The sequence below is a fragment of the Moritella sp. genome, from assembly GCF_013215705.1.
GTDB lineage: Bacteria > Pseudomonadota > Gammaproteobacteria > Enterobacterales > Moritellaceae > Moritella.
This window is the reverse complement of record NZ_JABSQR010000023.1, coordinates 21,595-42,215: the sequence shown is the minus strand read 5'-3', so window position 1 is coordinate 42,215 and position 20,621 is coordinate 21,595. Positions and strand designations below refer to the sequence as shown.

General features: G+C 41.6%; 15 protein-coding genes. 7 read left to right on the top strand and 8 right to left on the bottom strand.

Annotated elements, in window-relative coordinates:
* Positions 1 to 72 precede the first annotated feature (72 nt).
* The gene (locus tag HRT96_RS15305; protein WP_293158570.1) at positions 73 to 951 is read left to right on the top strand and encodes a LysR family transcriptional regulator ArgP; all 879 of its coding nucleotides are present in this window, start codon (positions 73 to 75) and stop codon (positions 949 to 951) included.
* 190 nt (positions 952 to 1,141) lie between these two features.
* Here the strand turns inward: HRT96_RS15305 and HRT96_RS15300 are convergent, their stop codons facing one another.
* Entirely contained in the window at positions 1,142 to 2,593 is a 1,452-nt protein-coding gene (locus HRT96_RS15300) for a dihydrolipoyl dehydrogenase (protein ID WP_293158495.1), read from the bottom strand.
* A gap of 284 nt (positions 2,594 to 2,877) precedes the next feature.
* Between HRT96_RS15300 and HRT96_RS15295 the strand changes: the two genes are divergently transcribed.
* Positions 2,878 to 3,219 (top strand): hypothetical protein, encoded by a 342-nt coding sequence (locus tag HRT96_RS15295; RefSeq protein WP_293158493.1) that lies wholly within the window; start codon positions 2,878 to 2,880, stop codon positions 3,217 to 3,219.
* A 241-nt stretch (positions 3,220 to 3,460) separates the two neighbouring features.
* Complete coding sequence (locus tag HRT96_RS15290) at positions 3,461 to 5,440, top strand: methyl-accepting chemotaxis protein (RefSeq protein ID WP_293158491.1); 1,980 nt, start codon at positions 3,461 to 3,463, stop codon at positions 5,438 to 5,440.
* Positions 5,441 to 5,574: 134 nt separating this feature from the next.
* Here HRT96_RS15290 and HRT96_RS15285 read toward each other — a convergent pair whose 3' ends face one another.
* From HRT96_RS15285 to cysK, 5 genes are all read right to left on the bottom strand, one after another.
* Positions 5,575 to 6,309, bottom strand: coding sequence for a glutathione peroxidase (locus HRT96_RS15285; protein WP_293158568.1), 735 nt, complete (start codon positions 6,307 to 6,309; stop codon positions 5,575 to 5,577).
* A 209-nt stretch (positions 6,310 to 6,518) separates the two neighbouring features.
* Positions 6,519 to 7,031: a PTS glucose transporter subunit IIA gene (crr, locus tag HRT96_RS15280; RefSeq protein WP_293130168.1), complete on the bottom strand. Its 513-nt coding sequence runs from the start codon at positions 7,029 to 7,031 to the stop codon at positions 6,519 to 6,521.
* 120 nt (positions 7,032 to 7,151) lie between these two features.
* Positions 7,152 to 8,879 (bottom strand): phosphoenolpyruvate-protein phosphotransferase PtsI, encoded by a 1,728-nt coding sequence (ptsI, locus tag HRT96_RS15275; protein ID WP_293158489.1) that lies wholly within the window; start codon positions 8,877 to 8,879, stop codon positions 7,152 to 7,154.
* A gap of 48 nt (positions 8,880 to 8,927) precedes the next feature.
* Complete coding sequence (locus HRT96_RS15270) at positions 8,928 to 9,185, bottom strand: HPr family phosphocarrier protein (protein ID WP_293158487.1); 258 nt, start codon at positions 9,183 to 9,185, stop codon at positions 8,928 to 8,930.
* A 340-nt stretch (positions 9,186 to 9,525) separates the two neighbouring features.
* Positions 9,526 to 10,494, bottom strand: coding sequence for a cysteine synthase A (gene cysK, locus HRT96_RS15265; protein ID WP_293130158.1), 969 nt, complete (start codon positions 10,492 to 10,494; stop codon positions 9,526 to 9,528).
* A gap of 473 nt (positions 10,495 to 10,967) precedes the next feature.
* Between cysK and HRT96_RS15260 the strand changes: the two genes are divergently transcribed.
* Positions 10,968 to 12,089, top strand: a complete 1,122-nt coding sequence (locus HRT96_RS15260) for a beta-ketoacyl-ACP synthase III (RefSeq protein ID WP_293158485.1) — start codon at positions 10,968 to 10,970, stop codon at positions 12,087 to 12,089.
* Positions 12,090 to 12,248: 159 nt separating this feature from the next.
* Here the strand turns inward: HRT96_RS15260 and HRT96_RS15255 are convergent, their stop codons facing one another.
* Positions 12,249 to 12,908: a TetR/AcrR family transcriptional regulator gene (locus HRT96_RS15255; RefSeq protein ID WP_293158483.1), complete on the bottom strand. Its 660-nt coding sequence runs from the start codon at positions 12,906 to 12,908 to the stop codon at positions 12,249 to 12,251.
* A gap of 122 nt (positions 12,909 to 13,030) precedes the next feature.
* Positions 13,031 to 13,765, bottom strand: a complete 735-nt coding sequence (cysZ, locus tag HRT96_RS15250; protein WP_293158481.1) for a sulfate transporter CysZ — start codon at positions 13,763 to 13,765, stop codon at positions 13,031 to 13,033.
* Between the two features lie 194 nt (positions 13,766 to 13,959).
* Between cysZ and smc the strand changes: the two genes are divergently transcribed.
* The 3 genes from smc to ligA all read left to right on the top strand — a co-directional run bounded on the left by smc (position 13,960) and on the right by ligA (position 20,589).
* Positions 13,960 to 17,442, top strand: coding sequence for a chromosome segregation protein SMC (gene smc / locus HRT96_RS15245; protein ID WP_293158479.1), 3,483 nt, complete (start codon positions 13,960 to 13,962; stop codon positions 17,440 to 17,442).
* A gap of 19 nt (positions 17,443 to 17,461) precedes the next feature.
* Positions 17,462 to 18,436, top strand: coding sequence for a cell division protein ZipA (gene zipA, locus HRT96_RS15240; RefSeq protein ID WP_293158477.1), 975 nt, complete (start codon positions 17,462 to 17,464; stop codon positions 18,434 to 18,436).
* Positions 18,437 to 18,573: 137 nt separating this feature from the next.
* On the top strand, positions 18,574 to 20,589 hold the full coding sequence (gene ligA / locus HRT96_RS15235) for an NAD-dependent DNA ligase LigA (protein WP_293158475.1): 2,016 nt from the start codon (positions 18,574 to 18,576) through the stop codon (positions 20,587 to 20,589).
* The last annotated feature ends 32 nt before the right edge of the window (positions 20,590 to 20,621 follow it).

The following is a 20,621-nucleotide window of genomic DNA, read 5'->3' as shown; positions in this document are numbered from 1 at the left end:
AATGAATAATAATTATGATTGATAATTTAAGCTTATGTATCGTTGCAAGATGACAAGAAGGGGGATGAGATGGTGGATTACAAATTACTAAATGCGTTACAGGTGGTGATTGAACAGCAAAGCTTTGAACGAGCAGCGAATGTATTGTGTATTTCACAACCTGCAGTGTCTCAGCGTATTAAGTTATTGGAAGAGTATGTGGCGCAGCCTGTATTGATCCGTAGTCAACCGCTGGTGGCGACGGATATTGGTCAGCGTTTGTTAAAGCATTACAAACAAGTACAGCATTTAGAAGCAGAATTATTACCCAGCATCAGCGCAACCGCGACAGATAAATCCGTAGTGATGGCGATTGCCGTGAATGCAGACAGTTTAGCAACCTGGTTTATCCCCGCACTCGCGCCATTATTAAAACAATATCCTATAGAACTTAACTTACATATTATGGATGAAGCGAGAACACTGGAGAAGGTAAAAGCGGGTGAAGCATTTGGCGCGCTGAGTTTAAAAAGCAAGCCCTTGCCAGGTTGTGAAGCAACACTATTGGGTGAGCTTAATTATGCGCTGGTGGCAACGCCTGAGTTTGTGCAGCAGTATTTACCACAGGGGATCACGCAGCAAGCTTTGCGTAAAGCACCTGCGGTATCATTTGATCATAAAGACGATATGCACATTAAGTTTATCGAGCAGCATTTTAGTTTGGCTGGTGGCAGTTACCCTTGTCATATTGTGCGTTCATCTGAAGCGTTTGTCGCCATGGCAAATGCGGGGGTGGCTTACTGCTTGATCCCTGAATTACAAATTGCAGATGAATTGATTTCTGGAAAATTGGTAAAAATAACAGAGACTCATTTAACCATACCACTCTACTGGCATCGCTGGATCCTGTTAAAAGGATTATATAAACAAGTCTCAGAACAGATTATCGCGGCCGCTAAACACACCATGTAGTGATACGATGGGGTTGATTGGATAGCGTCAGTACAGGATATCAGGTGTTAGTTTAACCTGTTTATACGTCTTGTTATTTCAGCGGTGCCTTATAAAAATAAGGCGTAATAGTTATTATTTGCTATTACGCCTTGTTCTGATATCCCAGCCAGTCTTAATCGCCAAGCTTAGTGTTTAACGGAACCTGTCACTAGCAGCCTGGGCCACAATCCATACAATGTTTAATCATATCTGGACCTAGGTGTAATTTAGCATTGAGGTCACGTAATGCTGTTCTAACACCTTCTTCAATGACGGGGTGGTAGAATGGCATGTCTAACATTTCTGAAACAGTCATTTTTTGTTGATGTGCCCATGCTAATAAGTGCGCTAAATGCTCTGCATCTGGGCCTATCATTTCAGCGCCTAAGAACAGACCTGTACCGTGTTCAGCATAAACATGTAGTAACCCCTTGTTACGTAGCATTACACGTGATCGACCTTGGTTTTCGAACGACACACTACCGGTTTCAAAACAACCACAATTACCTAAGCGTGCAATGATCTGTTTATAAGTTTCACCGACCATGGCAATTTGCGGGTCGGTGAATACGGCTGAAATAACGCTGCGGCGCAGACCCGCTCTAATTTGTGGGAAACGACCTGCGTTATCACCGGCAATCCGTGCTTGGTCAGCCGCTTCGTGTAACAGCGGGATCTGGTTACTGGCATCACCAGAAATAAAGATATTTTCTACCGATGTTTGCATGGTGTAATAATCAGCTGTTGGTACACCACGTTCATCTAATTCCAGCGTGGTATTCTGCAGACCAATTTTATCTACATTTGGGCGGCGACCAGTCGCAGCAAGTACGTATTCAACATTAATGGTTTGCAGTGCTTGTTTATCATCTAGGTATTTAATTTCGACATGGTCACCCTGACGCTTCATGCTTTCTATTTTTACGTCGGCATCAAGGTAGAATTCTTCATTAAACGTTTTGTTCGCGTAGGCCATTACTGTAGGATCGGTTAATGGACCGACTTGGCCTCCTAAACCGAACATAATAACGTCTACACCTAAACGTTTCAGTGATTGACCGAGTTCTAAACCAATAACGCCAGGACCAAATACCGCGATTGATTTTGGTAAATCGTCCCAGTCAAAGACATCATCATTGATCACTAGGCGATCGCCTAATTCATTCCATACGGCAGGATAAGCAGGACGTGATCCTGTGGCTATCACAATACGTTTGGCGTTAATTTGGGTGTGGTCATCGACGAGTAACGTATTGTTGTTTAAAAATTTGGCGTAGCCAGACACTTTGTCGTGCTCTGGGATCTCGTCAACGCCTTCTAAAACAAAACCAACAAAACGGTCGCGTTCTCGCTTAATTCGCGCCATCACTTCGACACCGTTAATGATCGTTTCACCTTGTGGGTGGATACCAAAACCGGGCGCTTTTTTAATTTGGTGGACACTTTCTGCTGCGGCGATAAGCAGTTTTGATGGCATACAACCAACACGCGCACAGGTAGTGCCATACGGACCACCTTCGATGATTACGACACTTTCTGAATGTGCTTTTGCTGCACGGTATGCGCCAAGTCCAGCTGTACCACCACCAATAACTGCTACATCTACATTTATCATATTCATCATTTAGCCTTAGAAAGCGTATAGCGAAAACGTGTGTCGTTTGTCGCGCTTATTTTAGTGAAAATTTGGGCACGAAGTAGATACCTCGTGTTGATGCCGCTATTATGCACAATAGAGTTAAATAGGTATAATCGATTAAAGTTAATGGTTCGATAGCCTTTAGCTATGGCGAGTTGTATTGTATGAGTTTAGTCAATCCCATTTTCTCTTCCGTTATGCTGAATGTACCGTACACATTTAGCGATCTTTATATAGTGGTAATCAGTTTTATTGGAGAGAGTTTAATGAAAATCGCACTGATGATGGAAAATAGCCAAGCACCTAAAAATGCAACGGTACTCAATGAATTAACAGTGGTTGCTTCTGAAAAGAATTATTCTGTTTTTAACGTAGGTATGTCAGATGAAAATGATCATCACCTTACTTATGTTCACCTTGGTATCATGGCGAGTATTCTAATCAAGTCTAAAGCTGCTGTAACAAAAGAAAATTATCTCGATACATTGCGCGCTATTGACCCTGCATTGATTAAAACAGCTGTCACGGGTGAGCGTTTCCAACAATGTTTCTTTGATAACTGTCAAGATCAAGAAATTGAAGCCTTTGTACGCGAAATCCTAGCGTAGTCTTAACCACTTCTGATTACGATCTCGTCGCTTATTTTCTAAAATCTGCATTTTAATTGCTTGATATTTAATCGTTCGCAAAATTTCATTGAGCTAGAACAAAAAAATGTTATGTTAACAAGCATGTTACATAAACATTAATACAATGTGTTTTATATGTATGTATCATTTACGGGGATAATTGCCGTATTTAATCTATTTCGGCATATTTTGATACTTTATTTACGTGTTCAGGACGGTTATGAGATTTTCAGATGTTTCGTTTAAGCATAAAATTATTATGTTACTGGCTTTACCCATGTTGGGTTTTTTGTGGCTGAGCATTACTTCACTTTCGCAAAACATTGCCATCAGTAAAGAGATGTCGGTTTTAACGCAGTATACTGAACTTTCTGTTGAGTACAGTGAATTAGTCCATGAGATACAAAAAGAACGCGGCATGACAGCTGGCTTTATCGGCTCTGACGGCACCAAGTTTGCGAGTAAACTACGTAAGCAACGCGCCGATACCGATGTGAAACAGGCCGAAATGATGCGTTTCTTGCAAAAAAATGAAGTGACCGACAGTAACATTAAGCAATTACAAACGCGCATTCAGCAAGACCTTTCTATGCTTACGGGTATTCGTAATAAAGTGGATGCGAAAAATATCCAATTAGCATCGGCGTTACGTTATTACACCCAGTTAAATACTAAGTTATTGAGCGTGTCAGGCTTGATTGTCGATATCAGTATCGATGCAAGTATCACCGCGGAGACCGTTGCCTATTACAACTTTTTACAAGGGAAAGAGCGCGCCGGTATCGAACGTGCAGTATTAAGTAATGCCTTTTCTAAAGATCATTTCGGGACGGGTGATTTTGTTAAGTTCGTCTCGCTAGTTATTGAGCAAAACACGTATTTTGACAATTTTAAAATCTTTGCTACCAGTAGTAATAATCAGTTTTTTGAGCTGCAGCTAAATACTGCAGCGGTAAAAGAAGTGATGAAGTTAAGAAACATTGCTGAAACGAAATCAAGTGACTTTAATGTCGATGCTGAGTATTGGTTTGGTCAAGCAAGTGCGCGGATTGGTCAGTTAAAGAAAATCGAAGATGGGCTCGAATTATCATTATTGAATTTAGTTAATACCAATCGTAATAATGCGGTCACTGCATTGACGATGAACATCGTATTTAGTGTGTTGATTATTGTGATTTCAGCGGTGATTAGTTTTATCACTGTGCGCGATTTATTATCACGGGTAAAAGAGCTGATGGATGTGATGACCGAAGTACGTGACAATAATGATTTGACGGTACAGACACAACTTGCAGGCAAGAGCGAGTTAGGTCAAATTGCGACGGCTTTGAATTTGACATTATCGCAATTTGCTGGCGCGATGGATAACATTACGACATCAAGTATTACGCTGGCATCGGCAGCAGAAGAAACGGCACAAACCTGTGTGTATAGCTCGACATCATTAGCTGAGCAGCAAGATGGTATCAGCCTAATTGCTACCGCGATTGAAGAACTATCCGCCACAGTGAAAGAAGTGGCAAAAAACACCCAGTTGACCGCAGATTCGGCAAGAGAAGTGGATACACAAGCGAGTGATGGCTTTGAGATTGTACAGCAGTCATCAGAGTCAATTAAAACACTTGCCAGTGAAATTGATAGTTTAGCGCAACGCATTAATAGCTTACATGAAAGCAGTAATAATATTACTAATATGGTCGATGTGATTAAATCGGTTGCTGACCAAACTAACTTATTAGCGTTGAATGCGGCGATTGAAGCGGCACGAGCTGGTGAACAAGGGCGTGGTTTTGCTGTCGTTGCAGATGAAGTCCGTACGCTTGCGAAACGAACTCAAGATTCTACCGCTGAGATTGAAAGTTTTATTAGTGCATTGCAAAATGATGTGAATGCGGCCTTTAATGTGATTGAAGTGAGTCAGAGTAAAGCCGCTGATGCGGTGAGTAAATCCAACGATGTAGCGCAAACATTGCGAGATATTACGGCTGCAGTAAATCAAATTTTTGCCATGACAGAGCAAGTTGCGACTGCGATTGAAGAGCAGTCGATTGTCACCCAAGATGTTGCTGAAAACATTGTCGATGTGAAGCAAAAATCAATGGAGTCTGCAACTGGGGCTAACCAAATTGCGATAACAGCCAAAGAACAAGCGCAATTGGCTACGTCGTTACAAGATGTGGCTAGAGTCTTTAAGATTTAAAATCGAAAGGTCGTTAAATAATTACTCGTTTGCTGAGTCTAAAACGAAAAAAGGAAGCATTGTTGCTTCCTTTGTTATTTCTACGTATAACGGTATGTGAGACTCGCTATACGATATTGTAAGTGTAGTTGATATTAAGCGAAGTGTGCTTCTAGCGCTTCACTACCACCGATATGTTTACCACCAATAAAGATTTGTGGCACTGTGCTTTGACCCGTTACGGCACGTAGGCTAACCGTGGTTGCGTCTTTACCGAGTACCACTTCTTCGTAATTTAAACCCTGGTCGATTAAGGTTTGTTTTGCTTTGGCGCAGAACGGGCAACCCGGTTTAGTGAATACGGTGATTGACTCTTGCACTTTATATTCTGGTGCCACATAACCTAGCATAGTGTCAGCATCAGAAACCTTGAACGGGTCGCCTGGTTCGTCAGCTTCGATGAACATTTTTGCTACCACGCCGTTTTTAACCAGCATGCTGTAACGCCATGAACGCTTACCAAAACCGATATCTGACTTGTCTACTAACATGCCCATGCCTGCAGAAAACGCACCGTTACCGTCTGGGATGAAGGTAATGTTTTCTGCTTCTTGGTTATCTTTCCATGCGTTCATCACGAATGTATCGTTGACTGATACACATAGAATGTCATCAACGCCGTGTGCAGCGAATACGCTAGCGAGTTCGTTGTAACGGGGTAAATGGCTTGAAGAACAAGTCGGTGTGAATGCGCCTGGCAGGCTGAATACAATCACTGTTTTGTTAGCAAATAACTCTTCAGTAGTACGGTTAACCCATGCATCACCTTGGCGAATTGGGAATATAACTTGTGGAACGGCTTGGCCTTCTTTCGATACTAATGTCGTCATCATATATTCCTTAACGTCGTTGTGTCTGTTTCGTCTTGATGTGGCTATTATGCAAAAAACATAGGGATAGGTAAAATCGATTAAACTTAACTCTTTGATAGGTTTTGTGTATGGTTAAATGTGTGGTGTGGCGGCATAATGAATAAAACGCAGGCGAAAAAAAAGAGCTATATATAGCTCTTTTTTTGCATACTTAAAATAATTAAGAACTAGTCTTTAATAACTTTAAGAACAATAGTTTCACCTAGTTTAACTGAACCAGAGAATTTCTCCATGCTCTTAATTTCATCCATGTTTGAGATGATGCAAGGCGTGATTACTGATTTAGCTTTTGCCTTCAATAATTCAAGATCGAATTCAATGATAGTTTCACCAGCTTTGATATGTTGACCTTCTTCAGCGATACGGGTGAAGCCTTCACCGCGTAATTCAACTGTATCTAAACCGAAATGCACTAGTACTTCTAGGCCTTCATCAGAGCGAATTGCGAATGCGTGGTTAGTTTCGTAAATTTTTACGATCTCACCTGTTACTGGCGCAACTAGTTTGTTACCTGTTGGGTTGATAGCGATACCATCACCAACAATTTTTTCAGCAAAGATAACATCTGGCACATCTTCGATAGCAACGATTTCACCGGCAAGTGGAGAAACAATGTGTAACATATTGCTGTCTTTACTGTCGTCTGAAACCAGTTTTTTTAATTTATCGAATAATCCCATTTTTAACTCCTAGAATTTGGTAGACATAGTCATTGGTCATGAACGAGTGCATAACCAATGACTTTACGTTGTCATCATAACATTATCTTTCGAGATTTGATGCTATGACAACTGAATTAATTAGCAAGCCGCGCGCTGTTTAGTGAACTGAGCCACTAACTCAGCTATTTCGCCTGCTGTTGCACAGCTTAATGCTTGGTCTGCTAACTGTTTAACGTCAGCGAAATTAGCATTACGAATCGTTTTCTTCACTTTAGGAATGGAGATACCGCTCATCGAGAACTCATCTAAGCCCATACCGAGTAATAGCAGTGTTGCTGTTTCGTCACCCGCAAGTTCACCACACATACCAGTCCACTTGCCTGCCGCATGTGAAGCATCGATAACCTGTTTAATCAGCGTTAGTACCGCTGGCGTCATTGGGTTATACAGGTCTGAGATCATCTCGTTACCACGGTCTACCGCGAGCGTGTATTGCGTCAAATCGTTAGTACCAATACTGAAGAAGTCGACTTCTTTAATAAGGTGATGAGCAATGGCTGCCGCTGCTGGCGTTTCTACCATTACACCTGTTTCGATTGCGTTATCAAAAGCGAGACCTTCAGCGGTTAGTTCAGCTTTCAGTGTCGTCATAATGTCCTTAAGTTGACGTACTTCTTCTACAGAAATAATCATCGGGAACATAATACGGACTTTACCAAATGCAGAGGCACGTAAGATAGCGCGTAGTTGTGCGTTCATGATTTCTGGACGGTCGAAACAGATTCGGATTGCGCGCCAACCCAAGAATGGGTTCATTTCTTTTGGTAAGTTTAGATATGGTAGGTCTTTATCGCCACCAATATCCATCGTACGAATGATCACGCCTTGGCCATTCATGCTTTCTGCAACCGCTTTGTATGCTTCGAACTGTTCATCTTCAGTTGGTAAGCTATCGCGATCCATAAATAGGAATTCGGTACGGTAAAGACCAACGCCTTCGCCGCCGTTACGAATTACACCAGCACAGTCTTTTACTGTACCAACATTGCCACACACTTCTACGTGGTGACCATCTAGCGTAATTGCAGGTAAGTCTTTCATTTTAAGCAGCTCAGCTTTGTCAGCAAGGTACTGTGCTTGAGTTGCTTTGTATTCTTTGATGACGTCTTCTGATGGATTAACAATAAGGTTATTGTTAATGGCATCAAGAATAACGAAGTCACCTGATTTGACGATTTGAGTTACGTTGCCTGTACCAACAATCGCAGGAAGTTCTAATGAACGCGCCATGATTGATGTATGTGCAGTACGGCCACCTAAGTCAGTCACAAAACCTAAGATCTTATCTAGGTTAATCTGTGCTGTTTCTGACGGTGTTAAATCGCTGGCGATTAGAATCACTTGTTCTTTGATTGCGCTTAGTGAAACCATTTCCATGCCGAGGGCATTTTTTACGATACGATTACCGATATCACGGAAATCCGCAGCGCGTTCTCTTAAATACGGGTCGTCTAATGCAGCCATCATTTCAGCATTTTCTTCAATGATGCTGTGAATTGCAAAATCTGCCGATGCTTTATTTTTTTTAATAAAGGTTACGATATCTTCTTCGAGCTCTTCGTCTTCGAGTAACATCATGTGTCCTTCGAAGATTTCAGCTTTCTCGTCGCCAAATGTTTGGCGTGCCATTTCCGTGATAGCTTCAAGCTGTATAGCAGACTTATCCCTAGCAGCTAAAAAGATAGCTATTTGTTCATCGATCTGTGCAGTTTCAATAGTTTTTTTATTAAGTACAATTTCTTCATTAATGAATAATTGTGCTTTACCAAAAGCAATACCTGGTGAGGCGAGAATGCCTGATATCATAACCTTTCCTTACTTCAATACAAAAAATACGTTAATAACGGATGGGGTTTATTCTAAAACATCCATCAGAGCAGCTAGCGCTTCAACAGCCGCTTGCTCGTCAGTACCTTCAGCAGAAATAGTCATCGTTACACCTTTAGAAAGGCCTAACGTTTGTAGCTTAAATAAGCTTGTAGCACTTGCAGATTTACCGTTAGTTTCAACTGATATTTTTGACTCGAATTCTTTTGCTTTTTTTACGAAAAGAGCAGCTGGGCGAGTGTGAAGACCGTTTGGTGCGATAATTATAACTGATTTTTGGTACATGACTTTTCCTTAAAATAACGATTCTAAAAATAGTATTTAACTATAACCATAAGTGTAATCTAATTTTACAGAGTAAAATAACTTTTTTAAATTAAATCTATGGCTACAGATCATGTTTTCGTAAGTTTTACGACAAAACAATGCGATGTAAGTATATTAACCCTAATGGAGGCCTCTGTTGTAGTTTAATTACAACAAAAAGAGGAAAGTGTGACGGCTATCAACCCATGGAAATAAAGTGACTTGTACAAAAAAAAGCCGCTAGTGCGGCTTTTGTTAATCTTGTTGATTTATTGTAAATCTAAGACTGCGGTTGTAACTATTAACAATACGGTTGAGACTATTGTTGGAGCTCTTGCTCAGTAAATACGTCTTCAAATAGCGCTGTACTTAAATAACGTTCACCTGACGATGGTAAGATTACAACGATGTTTTTATCTGCAAACTCTGGTAATGCGGCTAAACGTGCTGCGGCAACCACGGCTGCACCAGAAGAAATACCTGCTAAGATACCTTCTTCTTTCATTAGACGTTGTGCCATTTCGATAGAGTCTTCGTTTGATACTAGCTCTACACGGTCAACCATTTCTAAATCTAGGTTACCAGGAATGAAGCCCGCACCAATACCTTGGATCTTATGTGGACCAGGCGTTAATGCTTCACCGGCTTTCGCTTGGGTAATAACGGGTGAGTTCGTTGGCTCAACGGCAACAGATACTAAGTCTTTGCCTTTATTTAGTTTAATGTAACGGCTTACACCGGTAATCGTGCCACCCGTACCGACACCAGACACTAGTACGTCAATTTGACCGTCAGTTGCTTCCCAGATTTCTGGGCCTGTTGTTTGTTCATGGATTGCTGGGTTAGCCGGGTTTTCAAACTGTTGTAATAAAATCGTTGTGTCAGGGTTTGCGTCACGGATTTCAGTGGCTTTATCAATCGCGCCTTTCATGCCTTTAGCGCCATCTGTCAATACGAGGTTCGCACCTAATGCTTTAAGTAGCTTACGACGCTCAAGGCTCATCGTGTTTGGCATTGTTAATGTGAGTTTATAACCACGAGCAGCGGCAACAAATGCTAACGCAATACCGGTATTACCACTGGTTGCTTCAACGATATCAATGCCTTCTTTTAAGAGACCGTCTTTCTCTGCTTGCCAGATCATGTTGGCACCGATACGGCATTTAACACTTGCACTTGGATTACGGCTTTCTACTTTTGCAAATACGTTGCCTGTCGTCACACGGTTTAAACGCACTAGCGGTGTATTACCAATTGAAAGGCTATTGTCTTGTAAAATTTGGCTCATGGGATTTCCCTATATGAATGATTACTTATAATTTATTTACTTACTTATAGCTTAAGCATACTGATTAGTTTGAAAATTGAAAATGCTGTTTTGTTATATCGTTAGGTTCTAAAATGATAAGAGTCTATAACGATTAGTTATGCATAGTGTTTAACTTCTCTTTCTGCCACAAATTCATTAAGCCTGTATAAATCATTAATTTGTGAGCCTATGGAATTAAGTCCACTCTATATATAGACCAAATTAGCGAGATTAGTTCCCCCTTGATATGGTAATTTAGCGTTTGCTCCGTTTTTATAACGCACGAATTTAGTTACAAGGTGTAATTTTTTTCATTTTTGTCGGACGCGCAGCTAGATCTAGTTAACAGTTTGCTTTAGTTTAGTGCTCTCTGTATCCCAATTTAGCTGATAGTGACTATGCATATAAGTGATGAAAGGACTGTGTGCAACGAGTCGCTAAAGGACAATGTAATGAGTAATGTAGTAATTAGTGGTAGCGGTTTATTTACCCCTCCTGATGCAATCAGCAATGATGAACTAGTAACAAGCTTTAATTGTTACGTGGATAATTTTAATGCTGACAATGCAGCGGCAATTGAAGCGGGTGAAGTAACGGCGAAAGCACACTCAAGCAGTGAGTTTATTGAAAAAGCTTCGGGCATTAAAAGTCGTTTTGTGATGAGCAAAGCGGGTATTTTAGATCCTGCGATCATGCGCCCGGTATTTCAACCTATTCGCGATGATGAACCGAGTATTACGGTACAAATGGCACTGATTGCCGCAAAGCAAGCATTAGCCGCTGCGAATAAAGAAGCACAAGACATCGATTTAATTATTTTTGCTGCGTCAGGTTTCCAACGCGCGTACCCGGCAATGGCGGTTGAACTGCAACATTATTTGGGTGCTAACGGTTTTGCTTATGATATGAGTGTGGCGTGTTCGTCAGCAACCTTTGCCATTGCTAATGCCATGGACGCGGTTAAATCAGGGCGTAGTAAAGCGGCGTTAGTGGTTAACCCTGAGATTTGTTCTGCACACTTAAACTTTAAAGATCGCGACAGTCACTTCATTTTCGGTGATGTTTGTACTGCGGTAGTGATTGAAGATAAAGCCACAGCAACAAGCGATAATTGTTATGAAATCATTGATAGCAAATTGTTTACCCAGTATTCAAATAATATCCGCAATAACTTAGGCTATTTAAGTCGCAGTGAAGGCGCTGATATTAACGCTGATTCAAGCTTTTTTATGCAAAATGGTCGTAAGGTATTTAAAGAAGTACTACCGACGGTTTATAATTTGATCACAGAACAGTTAAGTGGTTTAGATTTACAAGCAAGTGACTTTAAACGTTTGTGGTTACATCAAGCCAATATCAACATGAATAACTATTTAGCGAAAAAGCTATTGGGTCGTGATCCATCAGCAACAGAAGCGCCTATTATTCTAGATACATACGCAAATACAGCGTCAGCTGGTTCTATTATTGCTTTCCATTTACACCAAGACGGTGTGGAAAGTGGCGACCTAGGATTAATTTGTTCGTTTGGTGCGGGTTATTCAGTAGGCTCACTGGTACTAAAACGCTGTTAATCGTCAAATGTGACGAGTTATGTCGTCACTGATTACCCTATTGTGAAATGAAGCCCCCGTTAATCACTGTAAATAAAGTGCATTAACGGGGGCTTTAACAAAAAGGGAGTGGCTTGACTATGTAACATGATAACCGAAACATTAAGCTATAGCAGGAACCTAAGTTGGATCAGGCTTTGCGTAATGGTTGAGCAATAGCTGGTAATGCTGCTCTAAACAGGTAAACATCGCGCAATATTCCGGGGTTGAGTGGGCTCTAAATAACATGAGCACGCGTAGTAAACCTTCGTAAAGAAATGCTTTCGTTACGCTCTCATTGCGCGAATGTGTTTGTTTATAATCAATCCAAAAACCAGCAATCATTCGCATCGTGTCGGCTAAAGGCGTAACTCGGTCGGCGTCAATCGCCAGCACACCATCTGCTTTCAGCTGGTGCAAAATTTTACTTGAACGATCTAATGCTTCCCGTTGAGTGTGCCGATACCGTGTTGATAGTTCCGGATCGCGATTAAGAATAGCGGTCAGATTGCTATACATAAAACGGAATTTCCACACCGTTTCAAACATCGTATCAAAGTAACCAATAAACATATCGACGTTTAGCCTACCCGTTTGATAGGGGTGGAAACCGGCATTCAAATGTTCTTCATACAAAACAAAAATAGAACGGATAATGTCTTCTTTATTGCGAAAATGATAATAAAGATTACCCGGACTAATACCTAAATTGGCGGCTAGATGATTGGTAGTCATATTGTTTACACCGTGCTGATTAAAAAGCTCGAGGCTGCCGTAAACTATTCTGTCAAAGGTTTTCATTTAATACCTAAAATGTAATACATTATTCAAATTGTGATAATAGTCGCTATTTATAACCTTGACTGTAATCTAGTTAACGTTTTAGAAAAAAATCATTGCATTGTATATATATAACAAAAAACCTACTTGCCGTTATTATCAACCCACATTGCCGTCGCGCCACATACTGCAACAGGCATGATCATAAAGTTAACCACCGGAATTGATTGGCATAAAGCTACCATAGAGCCAAAACTTAATGATTGCATGCGGTTTGAAGACAATTCACTGCGCATTTCGTCAAAGCCAACTTTATTATTATCAAAGGTATAATCGGCATATTGAATAGCCAGCATCCACGCCGTAAAGATGAACCACAGCACGGGAGCAACTGTTTGTCCGACCACCGGAATGAAAAATAACAGCAGTAACCCTATCGCACGCGGGATGTAGTATTTGATTTTTTTCAGTTCTCGCGTCAGTACACGCGGAATATCTAACAAGATATCTTTGATGCTGCTTTCCGGTAACGGTTTATTGCTTAACAGTAATTCGGTTTGTTCTGCTAATAAGCCATTAAACGGGGCTGCGATAATATTGGCAATGGCACCAAAAAAGAATCCAAACACCAGTAAGATGAGAATAAAGGCAAGGGGTTTTATGATATAAACTAACCAACTCAACCAGTCTAAGCTTGCTTCTAATTGTACTAGCCACACGTCGATTTGTTGAAACAAGAAGTAAAAACTAACCGAAAACAACATGAGATTCACTAATAATGGGATTAATACAAAAGGTCTTAACTTAGGCTGACGGATCAAGTCGAAACCTTGTAAGAAATAATGAACCCCCGATAACGATGGTTTTACTGAAAGCATATTCTATGGCGCCTTGTGAGTGGTTTATGTGGAACATCTTATCATGCGGTTGTTATGGGTCGAGTATCATTGCATTAAAAGAACATTAAAAGTGCAGTAAAAAGCAGCAGCTTTTATATTCTACCCCGACGAATCTTTAATATTGCAGACACATCTGCTAAAGTTTTCTGGTTATTCTATATGCGTTGTTTGCTATGTACCTTAAAAAGATAAAAATATCAGGCTTTAAGTCGTTTGTTGATACGACAGAACTGCATTTCCCCCATGATATGACTGCGGTTGTTGGCCCTAATGGCTGTGGTAAATCGAATATTATTGATGCAGTGCGTTGGGTGCTGGGCGAAAGCTCGGCTAAGCACTTGCGTGGTGATTCGATGTCTGACGTTATTTTTAACGGTTCAGTGGGGCGTTCGCCTGTCTCAAGAGCCAGTGTTGAGTTGTTATTTGATAATGCCCAACAACGTATTGACCATGCTTTATTGCAATATAATGAAGTGTCTATTCGTCGCGAGTTATACCGTGATGGTACTAATCAATATTATCTCAATGGCAAAAAATGTCGCCGTAAAGATGTCACGGAACTGTTTTTAGGTACAGGTTTAGGACCGCGTAGTTATGCGATCATCGAACAGGGCATGATCTCACGCTTAATCGAATCTAAACCGCATGAATTACGTCATTTTATCGAAGAAGCGGCCGGTATTTCTAAATATAAAGAAAAACGTCGCGAAACAGAACAGCGCATCAATCAAACCAAAGATAACTTAAACCGTCTTGCTGATATTCGCATTGAGTTAGGCGTGCAGATTGATAAGTTAAAAGTGCAATCTGCGGTCGCGCAACAATTTCGAGGGTTAAAGCAACAGCAACGCGAAGCCAAAAGTCGGCTTGGTTTAGTGCAGATATACGATGTAGAACGTTCGATTAATCAGCTTGCCCAGCAAAAGTTAGTGCTGATGAATGAACAAGAGAAGTTAGCTGCTACGGCCACTAAACTGCAAACACAGATCACCGACTTTGACGTACAGTTAAATGAACTAACGGTATTGATCGAAAATCAGCAACAGGCGTTTTATTTACAAGGTACAGAGCTGACTAAGATCGAGCAACAGATACTGCATCATCAAGCGCGTAAGCAAGAATCGGCAGGTAAACTGCAAGAATATCAACAGCAAAGTGAAAAGTTACAGCTCTTACTGCAAGAAGAACAAGCCCAGTTACACACACATCAGCAGCAAGCGCAAGCGGCGGAGTCGGATCATAACCGACTGTCTGCAGCGTTATTAGTGATTGAACAATCATTAGCATCGGCAACAGTGAACAGTGACCAAGCCATTGCACAACATGCGGTATACCTTGAAAAAGTACAGCGTTTTAGCAGTAAACTCGATGTACTAAGTAATGCCGTAAAAAGCGCAGAATCAGTACTGAATAAAAGTAAGCAGCAACGTAGTGAGTTAGTAGAAGAGCAGCTGCAACTTACTCAGCACAGCAAACAAGCAGTCATTATTGATAAAACAGCGTTGCAGCAACAGTTACAGTCTCAAAACACGCAGCTTGCCCATGAATTAGCCGGACTAAATAATGGCTATCAAGGTATCAATAAGCAGGTATCCGAACTCGAAGCAAACATCAGTAGCGGCGTCGCAGAACAAACTGAAATAAAAGCCTCGCTGAGTGTGATCACCGAGTTATTACACAAAGCAGAGCATGCTGATCACGCCCATGTGTGGTTAGAATGCAATTTCGAGTCGATTCCGTTAAAGTTATTACAGCAATTAGATGTAGAACCCGGTTGGGAAGCCGCCGTAGAGAAGGTGCTTGCCAACTGGCTGGATGCTTATTGTATTAGTGACGAACAACTTGCCCAGTTTGACTTAAATGAACTGCCGGCATTGCAGTGGTTCAAACCCAGTCAATGTGTGGCACGTGCAGGTTCGTTAGCCGATAAGGTAAAAAATAATTTATTTAACCGTCAGCTCAATCAAGTGACTTGTGTCGCCAGCACCAATGACGCCAAAGCGGGCGTCGAAAGCGACAGTGAATACAGTTATATCACTGCGCATGGCGATTGGTTTACCGATGAAGGTGGCTGGTTATCACAACACGGCAAAGCTAACGTGTCATTACCGCAGGGGCGAATTGAAATGCAACTACAAGCGTCACAGCTGCAGGGGCGTTTATTAGCAATTGAAACTTTGCTGGACAAACAGCACAATCAATTGACTGCGCTTAGGGTGACTCAGGGTGAATACCAGTATCAAATTGAACTGATGCAAAACAACTTGGATGACAAGCAAAGCGAAGTGCAGCAAATAACGGTTGAACTGGGGTTATTGCAGCAACAGCAAGCCCAATGGCAACTTACGCATGATCAGTTAAACACGCGTTTATTAACACTGAATAACTTATTAGCGCTTGAAGCAGAAGAGGTTCAGCGCTTTAATGAACAAATAGTGTCGACACAGGCTGCGATTGCACAGCTAGCCAATGATGATAGCTTGATTCAAAAATCGGAAGCTGCCAAAGCCGATAAAGCGAAGTTTTTACAAGAACAGCAAGTGCTCGAGAAACAAGTTCAACAATTACTTTTGGTTAAAACCAAGTTCACGGTTGAAATAGAGAAGCAGCAGCAACTCATCGCCAAAACAGACGCTCAATATCAAACTATTTTGCAAGATATTGCTGCATTAGGTAACAGCTCGTTATATGCTGAAAACTTGCAGCAGTTAGAAATGGCGTGTGCGATTGCCGCTGAGAAACAAATTGCTATCGAAAATGACAATAATGTGAAGAAAGCAATACGTGTGAAACTGGTTAATGGTAAGCGTAATTGTGAAGAAAAACGTGCTAGGATAATGATAAGTAACTTAAAAGTGAAAGACAAAGTCCAACAGTTAGATTTAAAACAGGCTAACAACAAAGCGAAAGAACAGCTACTATATCAACAAATTGCGGATGACCATGTTGATGTAGACACATTAAAACGTGAGTGTGTTAACATATTAACGCTAAAAGAATACCAGCAACAGCTTAAACAGTTTGAAACGCAATTACAGAAGATAGGCGCAGTGAACCTTGCTGCTGTCGAAGAATTTGAACAACAATCGCAGCGTAAGCAATATTTAGACGAACAAACCGATGACTTAGAAAAAGCCATTGAGACGTTAGAAGCCGCGATTGTTAAAATAGATAAACAAACTAGGGCACGTTTTGCGACCACGTTTGAAAAAATTAACAGTGATTTTAAAACGTTATTCCCTAAAGTGTTTGGTGGTGGTGCGGCTTGGTTAGAGCTGACATCGAGCAATTTATTAGACACGGGTGTAACGATTATGGCGCGACCGCCCGGCAAGAAAAATGCGCGTATTTCGTTACTTTCAGGTGGTGAAAAAGCACTGACGGCCTTGTCGTTAGTATTTGCGATCTTTAGGTTAAATCCTGCGCCATTTTGTATGTTAGATGAAGTTGATGCGCCACTCGATGAATTAAATGTGGGGCGTTTTTGTAAACTGGTTCAGGAGATGTCAGAAACAGTACAATTTATTTATATCAGTCATAATAAGTTAGCCATGGAAATGGCTCAGCAATTAATAGGAGTGACCATGCATGAACCAGGGGTCTCTCGAATCGTCGCGGTCGATATTTCGGCTGCGGTAGAACTTACAGACAATTAACATTAAGAGATAGGCTGTTATGCAAGATTTGCGACTTGTTCTCATCATTCTAGGGTTTATTGCAATTGCTGCTTTAATTGCCCATGGACTTTGGTCAAATAAAAAGAATCAAATAAAACCATTAAAAGATAAACCCTTGGGTAGAGTTGATCTCCAAGTTAAAGACAAGCAGGGCTTTGACCTTGATGGCATAGGTGAAAGACGCGTTGTGACTAAGTCAGTAGAACCGACCATGAACGTTAAAACCACTGAACCAGCACCAGTCACGGTTGAAAAAATTGAGCCGCAGTTTTCTGTTATAAACAGTGGAGCTATAAAAAGCTCTGCTATAAACAGTACTGATATGCAAGCCGAACCAGTTGCAGCACAAAGCGTGACAGTAGTAACGGACTCTTTTTCTGCCACCGATATCGAGCCTCCAGTTATAGCAGCTGATGATGCTGTTCAAGACGATTTAAGCTATGATGTCGTTAGTGCTCAAGCGGCCACTGCGGTGGACATTGAACTCGAGTCTATACCACATAGCGAGACGGTTGTTGAATGTGACGATGAAGTCGCTGATGAAGCTGTATTTGTGATCAATATTATGGCGCGTGAAGGCTGCAATATTGCGGGAGCTGAATTGTTACAAGAATTGTCTGCATTTGGTTTCAAATATGGGGCCATGGATATTTTTCACCGCCATGTTGATGCCGCGGGTAAAGGCGCCGTTATCTTTAGTCTTGCGAATATGGTTAAACCCGGCGTATTTGATCTTGATACTATGGAGCAGTTTGAATCTCCAGGTGTCTCATTATTCATGATGTTCCCATGCGCAGGTCAAGCATCACACAATTATAGCCTGATGTTAAGCGCGGCAGAGCGCATTGCAGAAGGTGTTGATGGTTTATTAATGGATGCATCACGCAACCCATTAACAGAAAATGCTATCAAGCAAGAAAAGGCGTTCATTCGCCAATTAGAAAGTAAAGCATTAGCCAAAAAATCTTACTAGGTTATTACTGTAACGGGTACTCGGTAAATAAAAAGTACTGGGTAAATACAGTCTCCATAAAACACAGTATCCAGATAAATGCCTCACTTCGGTGGGGCTTTTTTTGATCTTCGGAATTTTTATCTTTGGAAGTAAAGATGACAGAACAAGTAAAACAGATTCAAACCTTAACACTGCAACTTGAAGAGTATAATCACCAATATTACGTGTTAGATAACCCGACCGTACCGGATGCGGAATATGACCGTTTGTTACGTGAACTGAAACAGCTCGAAACCGAATTTCCTGAACTTGCATTAGCCACATCACCAACCCAAAAAGTGGGTGGTGAAGCTTTAACTGGATTTAGCCAGATTAAGCACGAAATGCCGATGTTATCATTGGATAATGTGTTCTCTGCAGAAGAGCTATTGGCATTTGAAAAGCGTCTACAAGATCGCTTATTGACTAAAGCTGAGATCAAGTTTAGCTGTGAGCCAAAGCTAGATGGTCTTGCCGTGAGCATTCTGTATGAAAATGGCGTTTTTGTGCGCGCTGCAACCCGTGGCGATGGTCAGATAGGCGAAGATATTTCTGAAAATGTAAAAACCATTAAATCAATTCCACTACGTTTACGTGGCGATGACTTCCCTGAGCGCTTAGAAGTACGTGGTGAAGTGTTCATGCCGAAAGCGGGCTTTGAGCGGTTAAATGTGAATGCTAAAAAGAAAGGTGAGAAGACCTTTGTTAACCCGCGTAATGCCGCTGCAGGTAGTTTACGTCAGCTTGACCCTAAGATTGCTGCAAGCCGCCCGTTAGCATTTAATGCCTATTCATTAGGTGTCGTAGAAGGTGGGGCTTTATCAAATTCCCATGCTGAAAACTTGCAGAAACTCAAACAATGGGGTTTACCTGTTTGCGCGGATGTTACGGTTGCTATGGGTTACCAAGGTTGCTTAGACTTCTATGAGCAGATTGGTGAACGTCGTGATTCATTGTCGTATGACATTGATGGTGTGGTGTATAAAGTCGATGATTTAGCCCTACAGAAAACCTTGGGTTTTGTGGCGCGAGCACCACGCTGGGCCACGTCACATAAGTTTCCTGCCCAAGAAGAGATCACCACATTACTCGATGTTGAATTCCAAGTCGGTCGTACTGGCGCAATTACGCCCGTCGCCCGTCTAGAACCGGTGTTTGTTGGTGGTGTGACAGTAAGTAATGCCACATTGCATAATTCCGATGAAATTGCCCGTTTAGGCATTAAAATTAAAGATCAGGTGATCATTCGCCGTGCAGGTGACGTGATCCCGCAAGTCGCTCGCGTTATGTTAGAGCGCCGCCCGGATGATGCCCAAGATATCGTATTCCCGACAACGTGCCCGGTGTGTGATTCAGAAGTAGAGCGTATCGAAGGTGAAGCAACAGTGCGTTGTACCGCCGGTCTGTATTGTGGTGCACAGCGTAAAGAAGCGATTAAACACTTTGCATCTCGTAAAGCACTCAATGTTGATGGTTTGGGTGACAAGCTTGTTGAGCAATTGGTTGATGCGGATTTAATTAAAACGCCTGCCGACCTATTTAGCGTAACGTTTGGTAAGTTAACTCTGCTAGACCGTATGGGGCCAAAGAAGGCCACCAACTTACTCGAAGCGTTAAAAGCAGCGAAACATACCACGCTAGCCAAATTCTTATATTCACTGGGTATTCGTGAAGTAGGCGAGGCGACAGCGGCTAACTTAGCCAATGACTTGTTAACCTTAGATGCAATTAAACAAGCCTCTGTAGAGCGTTTAATTCTAATCTCAGATGTCGGTGATATTGTTGCTAAGCACATTTACTACTTTTTCCGTGAAGCGCATAACCTTGACGTGATTGACCAGCTAATTGAAGCGGGCATGAGCTGGGACGATGTTGCCGTTAAAGAAGCAAGCCAACAGCCGTTGTTAGGCACTATTTATGTTATCACCGGCACGTTAGTGAATATCTCTCGTGCGGATGCGAAAACACGGTTACAAGACTTAGGCGCAAAAGTGGCGGGCAGTGTGTCGAAGAATACCACGGCGTTAGTGGCAGGTCCTGCTGCAGGCTCTAAGCTCACTAAAGCGCAAGAGTTAGGTATCGATATTCTGACTGAAGATGATTTACTGGCGCTCTTGATTGCACATAGTTAGTTAATAGCATCGCATCGTGAGTTAATTTTAGT

Coding starts and splice junctions, on each gene's coding strand:
- HRT96_RS15300 (WP_293158495.1), bottom strand. CDS start 2,593: ATGAATATGATAAATGTAGATGTAGCAGTTATTGGTGGTGGTACAGCT.
- HRT96_RS15295 (WP_293158493.1), top strand. CDS start 2,878: ATGAAAATCGCACTGATGATGGAAAATAGCCAAGCACCTAAAAATGCA.
- HRT96_RS15290 (WP_293158491.1), top strand. CDS start 3,461: ATGAGATTTTCAGATGTTTCGTTTAAGCATAAAATTATTATGTTACTG.
- HRT96_RS15285 (WP_293158568.1), bottom strand. CDS start 6,309: ATGACGACATTAGTATCGAAAGAAGGCCAAGCCGTTCCACAAGTTATA.
- crr (WP_293130168.1), bottom strand. CDS start 7,031: ATGGGATTATTCGATAAATTAAAAAAACTGGTTTCAGACGACAGTAAA.
- ptsI (WP_293158489.1), bottom strand. CDS start 8,879: ATGATATCAGGCATTCTCGCCTCACCAGGTATTGCTTTTGGTAAAGCA.
- HRT96_RS15270 (WP_293158487.1), bottom strand. CDS start 9,185: ATGTACCAAAAATCAGTTATAATTATCGCACCAAACGGTCTTCACACT.
- cysK (WP_293130158.1), bottom strand. CDS start 10,494: ATGAGCCAAATTTTACAAGACAATAGCCTTTCAATTGGTAATACACCG.
- HRT96_RS15260 (WP_293158485.1), top strand. CDS start 10,968: ATGAGTAATGTAGTAATTAGTGGTAGCGGTTTATTTACCCCTCCTGAT.
- HRT96_RS15255 (WP_293158483.1), bottom strand. CDS start 12,908: ATGAAAACCTTTGACAGAATAGTTTACGGCAGCCTCGAGCTTTTTAAT.
- cysZ (WP_293158481.1), bottom strand. CDS start 13,765: ATGCTTTCAGTAAAACCATCGTTATCGGGGGTTCATTATTTCTTACAA.
- smc (WP_293158479.1), top strand. CDS start 13,960: ATGTACCTTAAAAAGATAAAAATATCAGGCTTTAAGTCGTTTGTTGAT.
- zipA (WP_293158477.1), top strand. CDS start 17,462: ATGCAAGATTTGCGACTTGTTCTCATCATTCTAGGGTTTATTGCAATT.
- ligA (WP_293158475.1), top strand. CDS start 18,574: ATGACAGAACAAGTAAAACAGATTCAAACCTTAACACTGCAACTTGAA.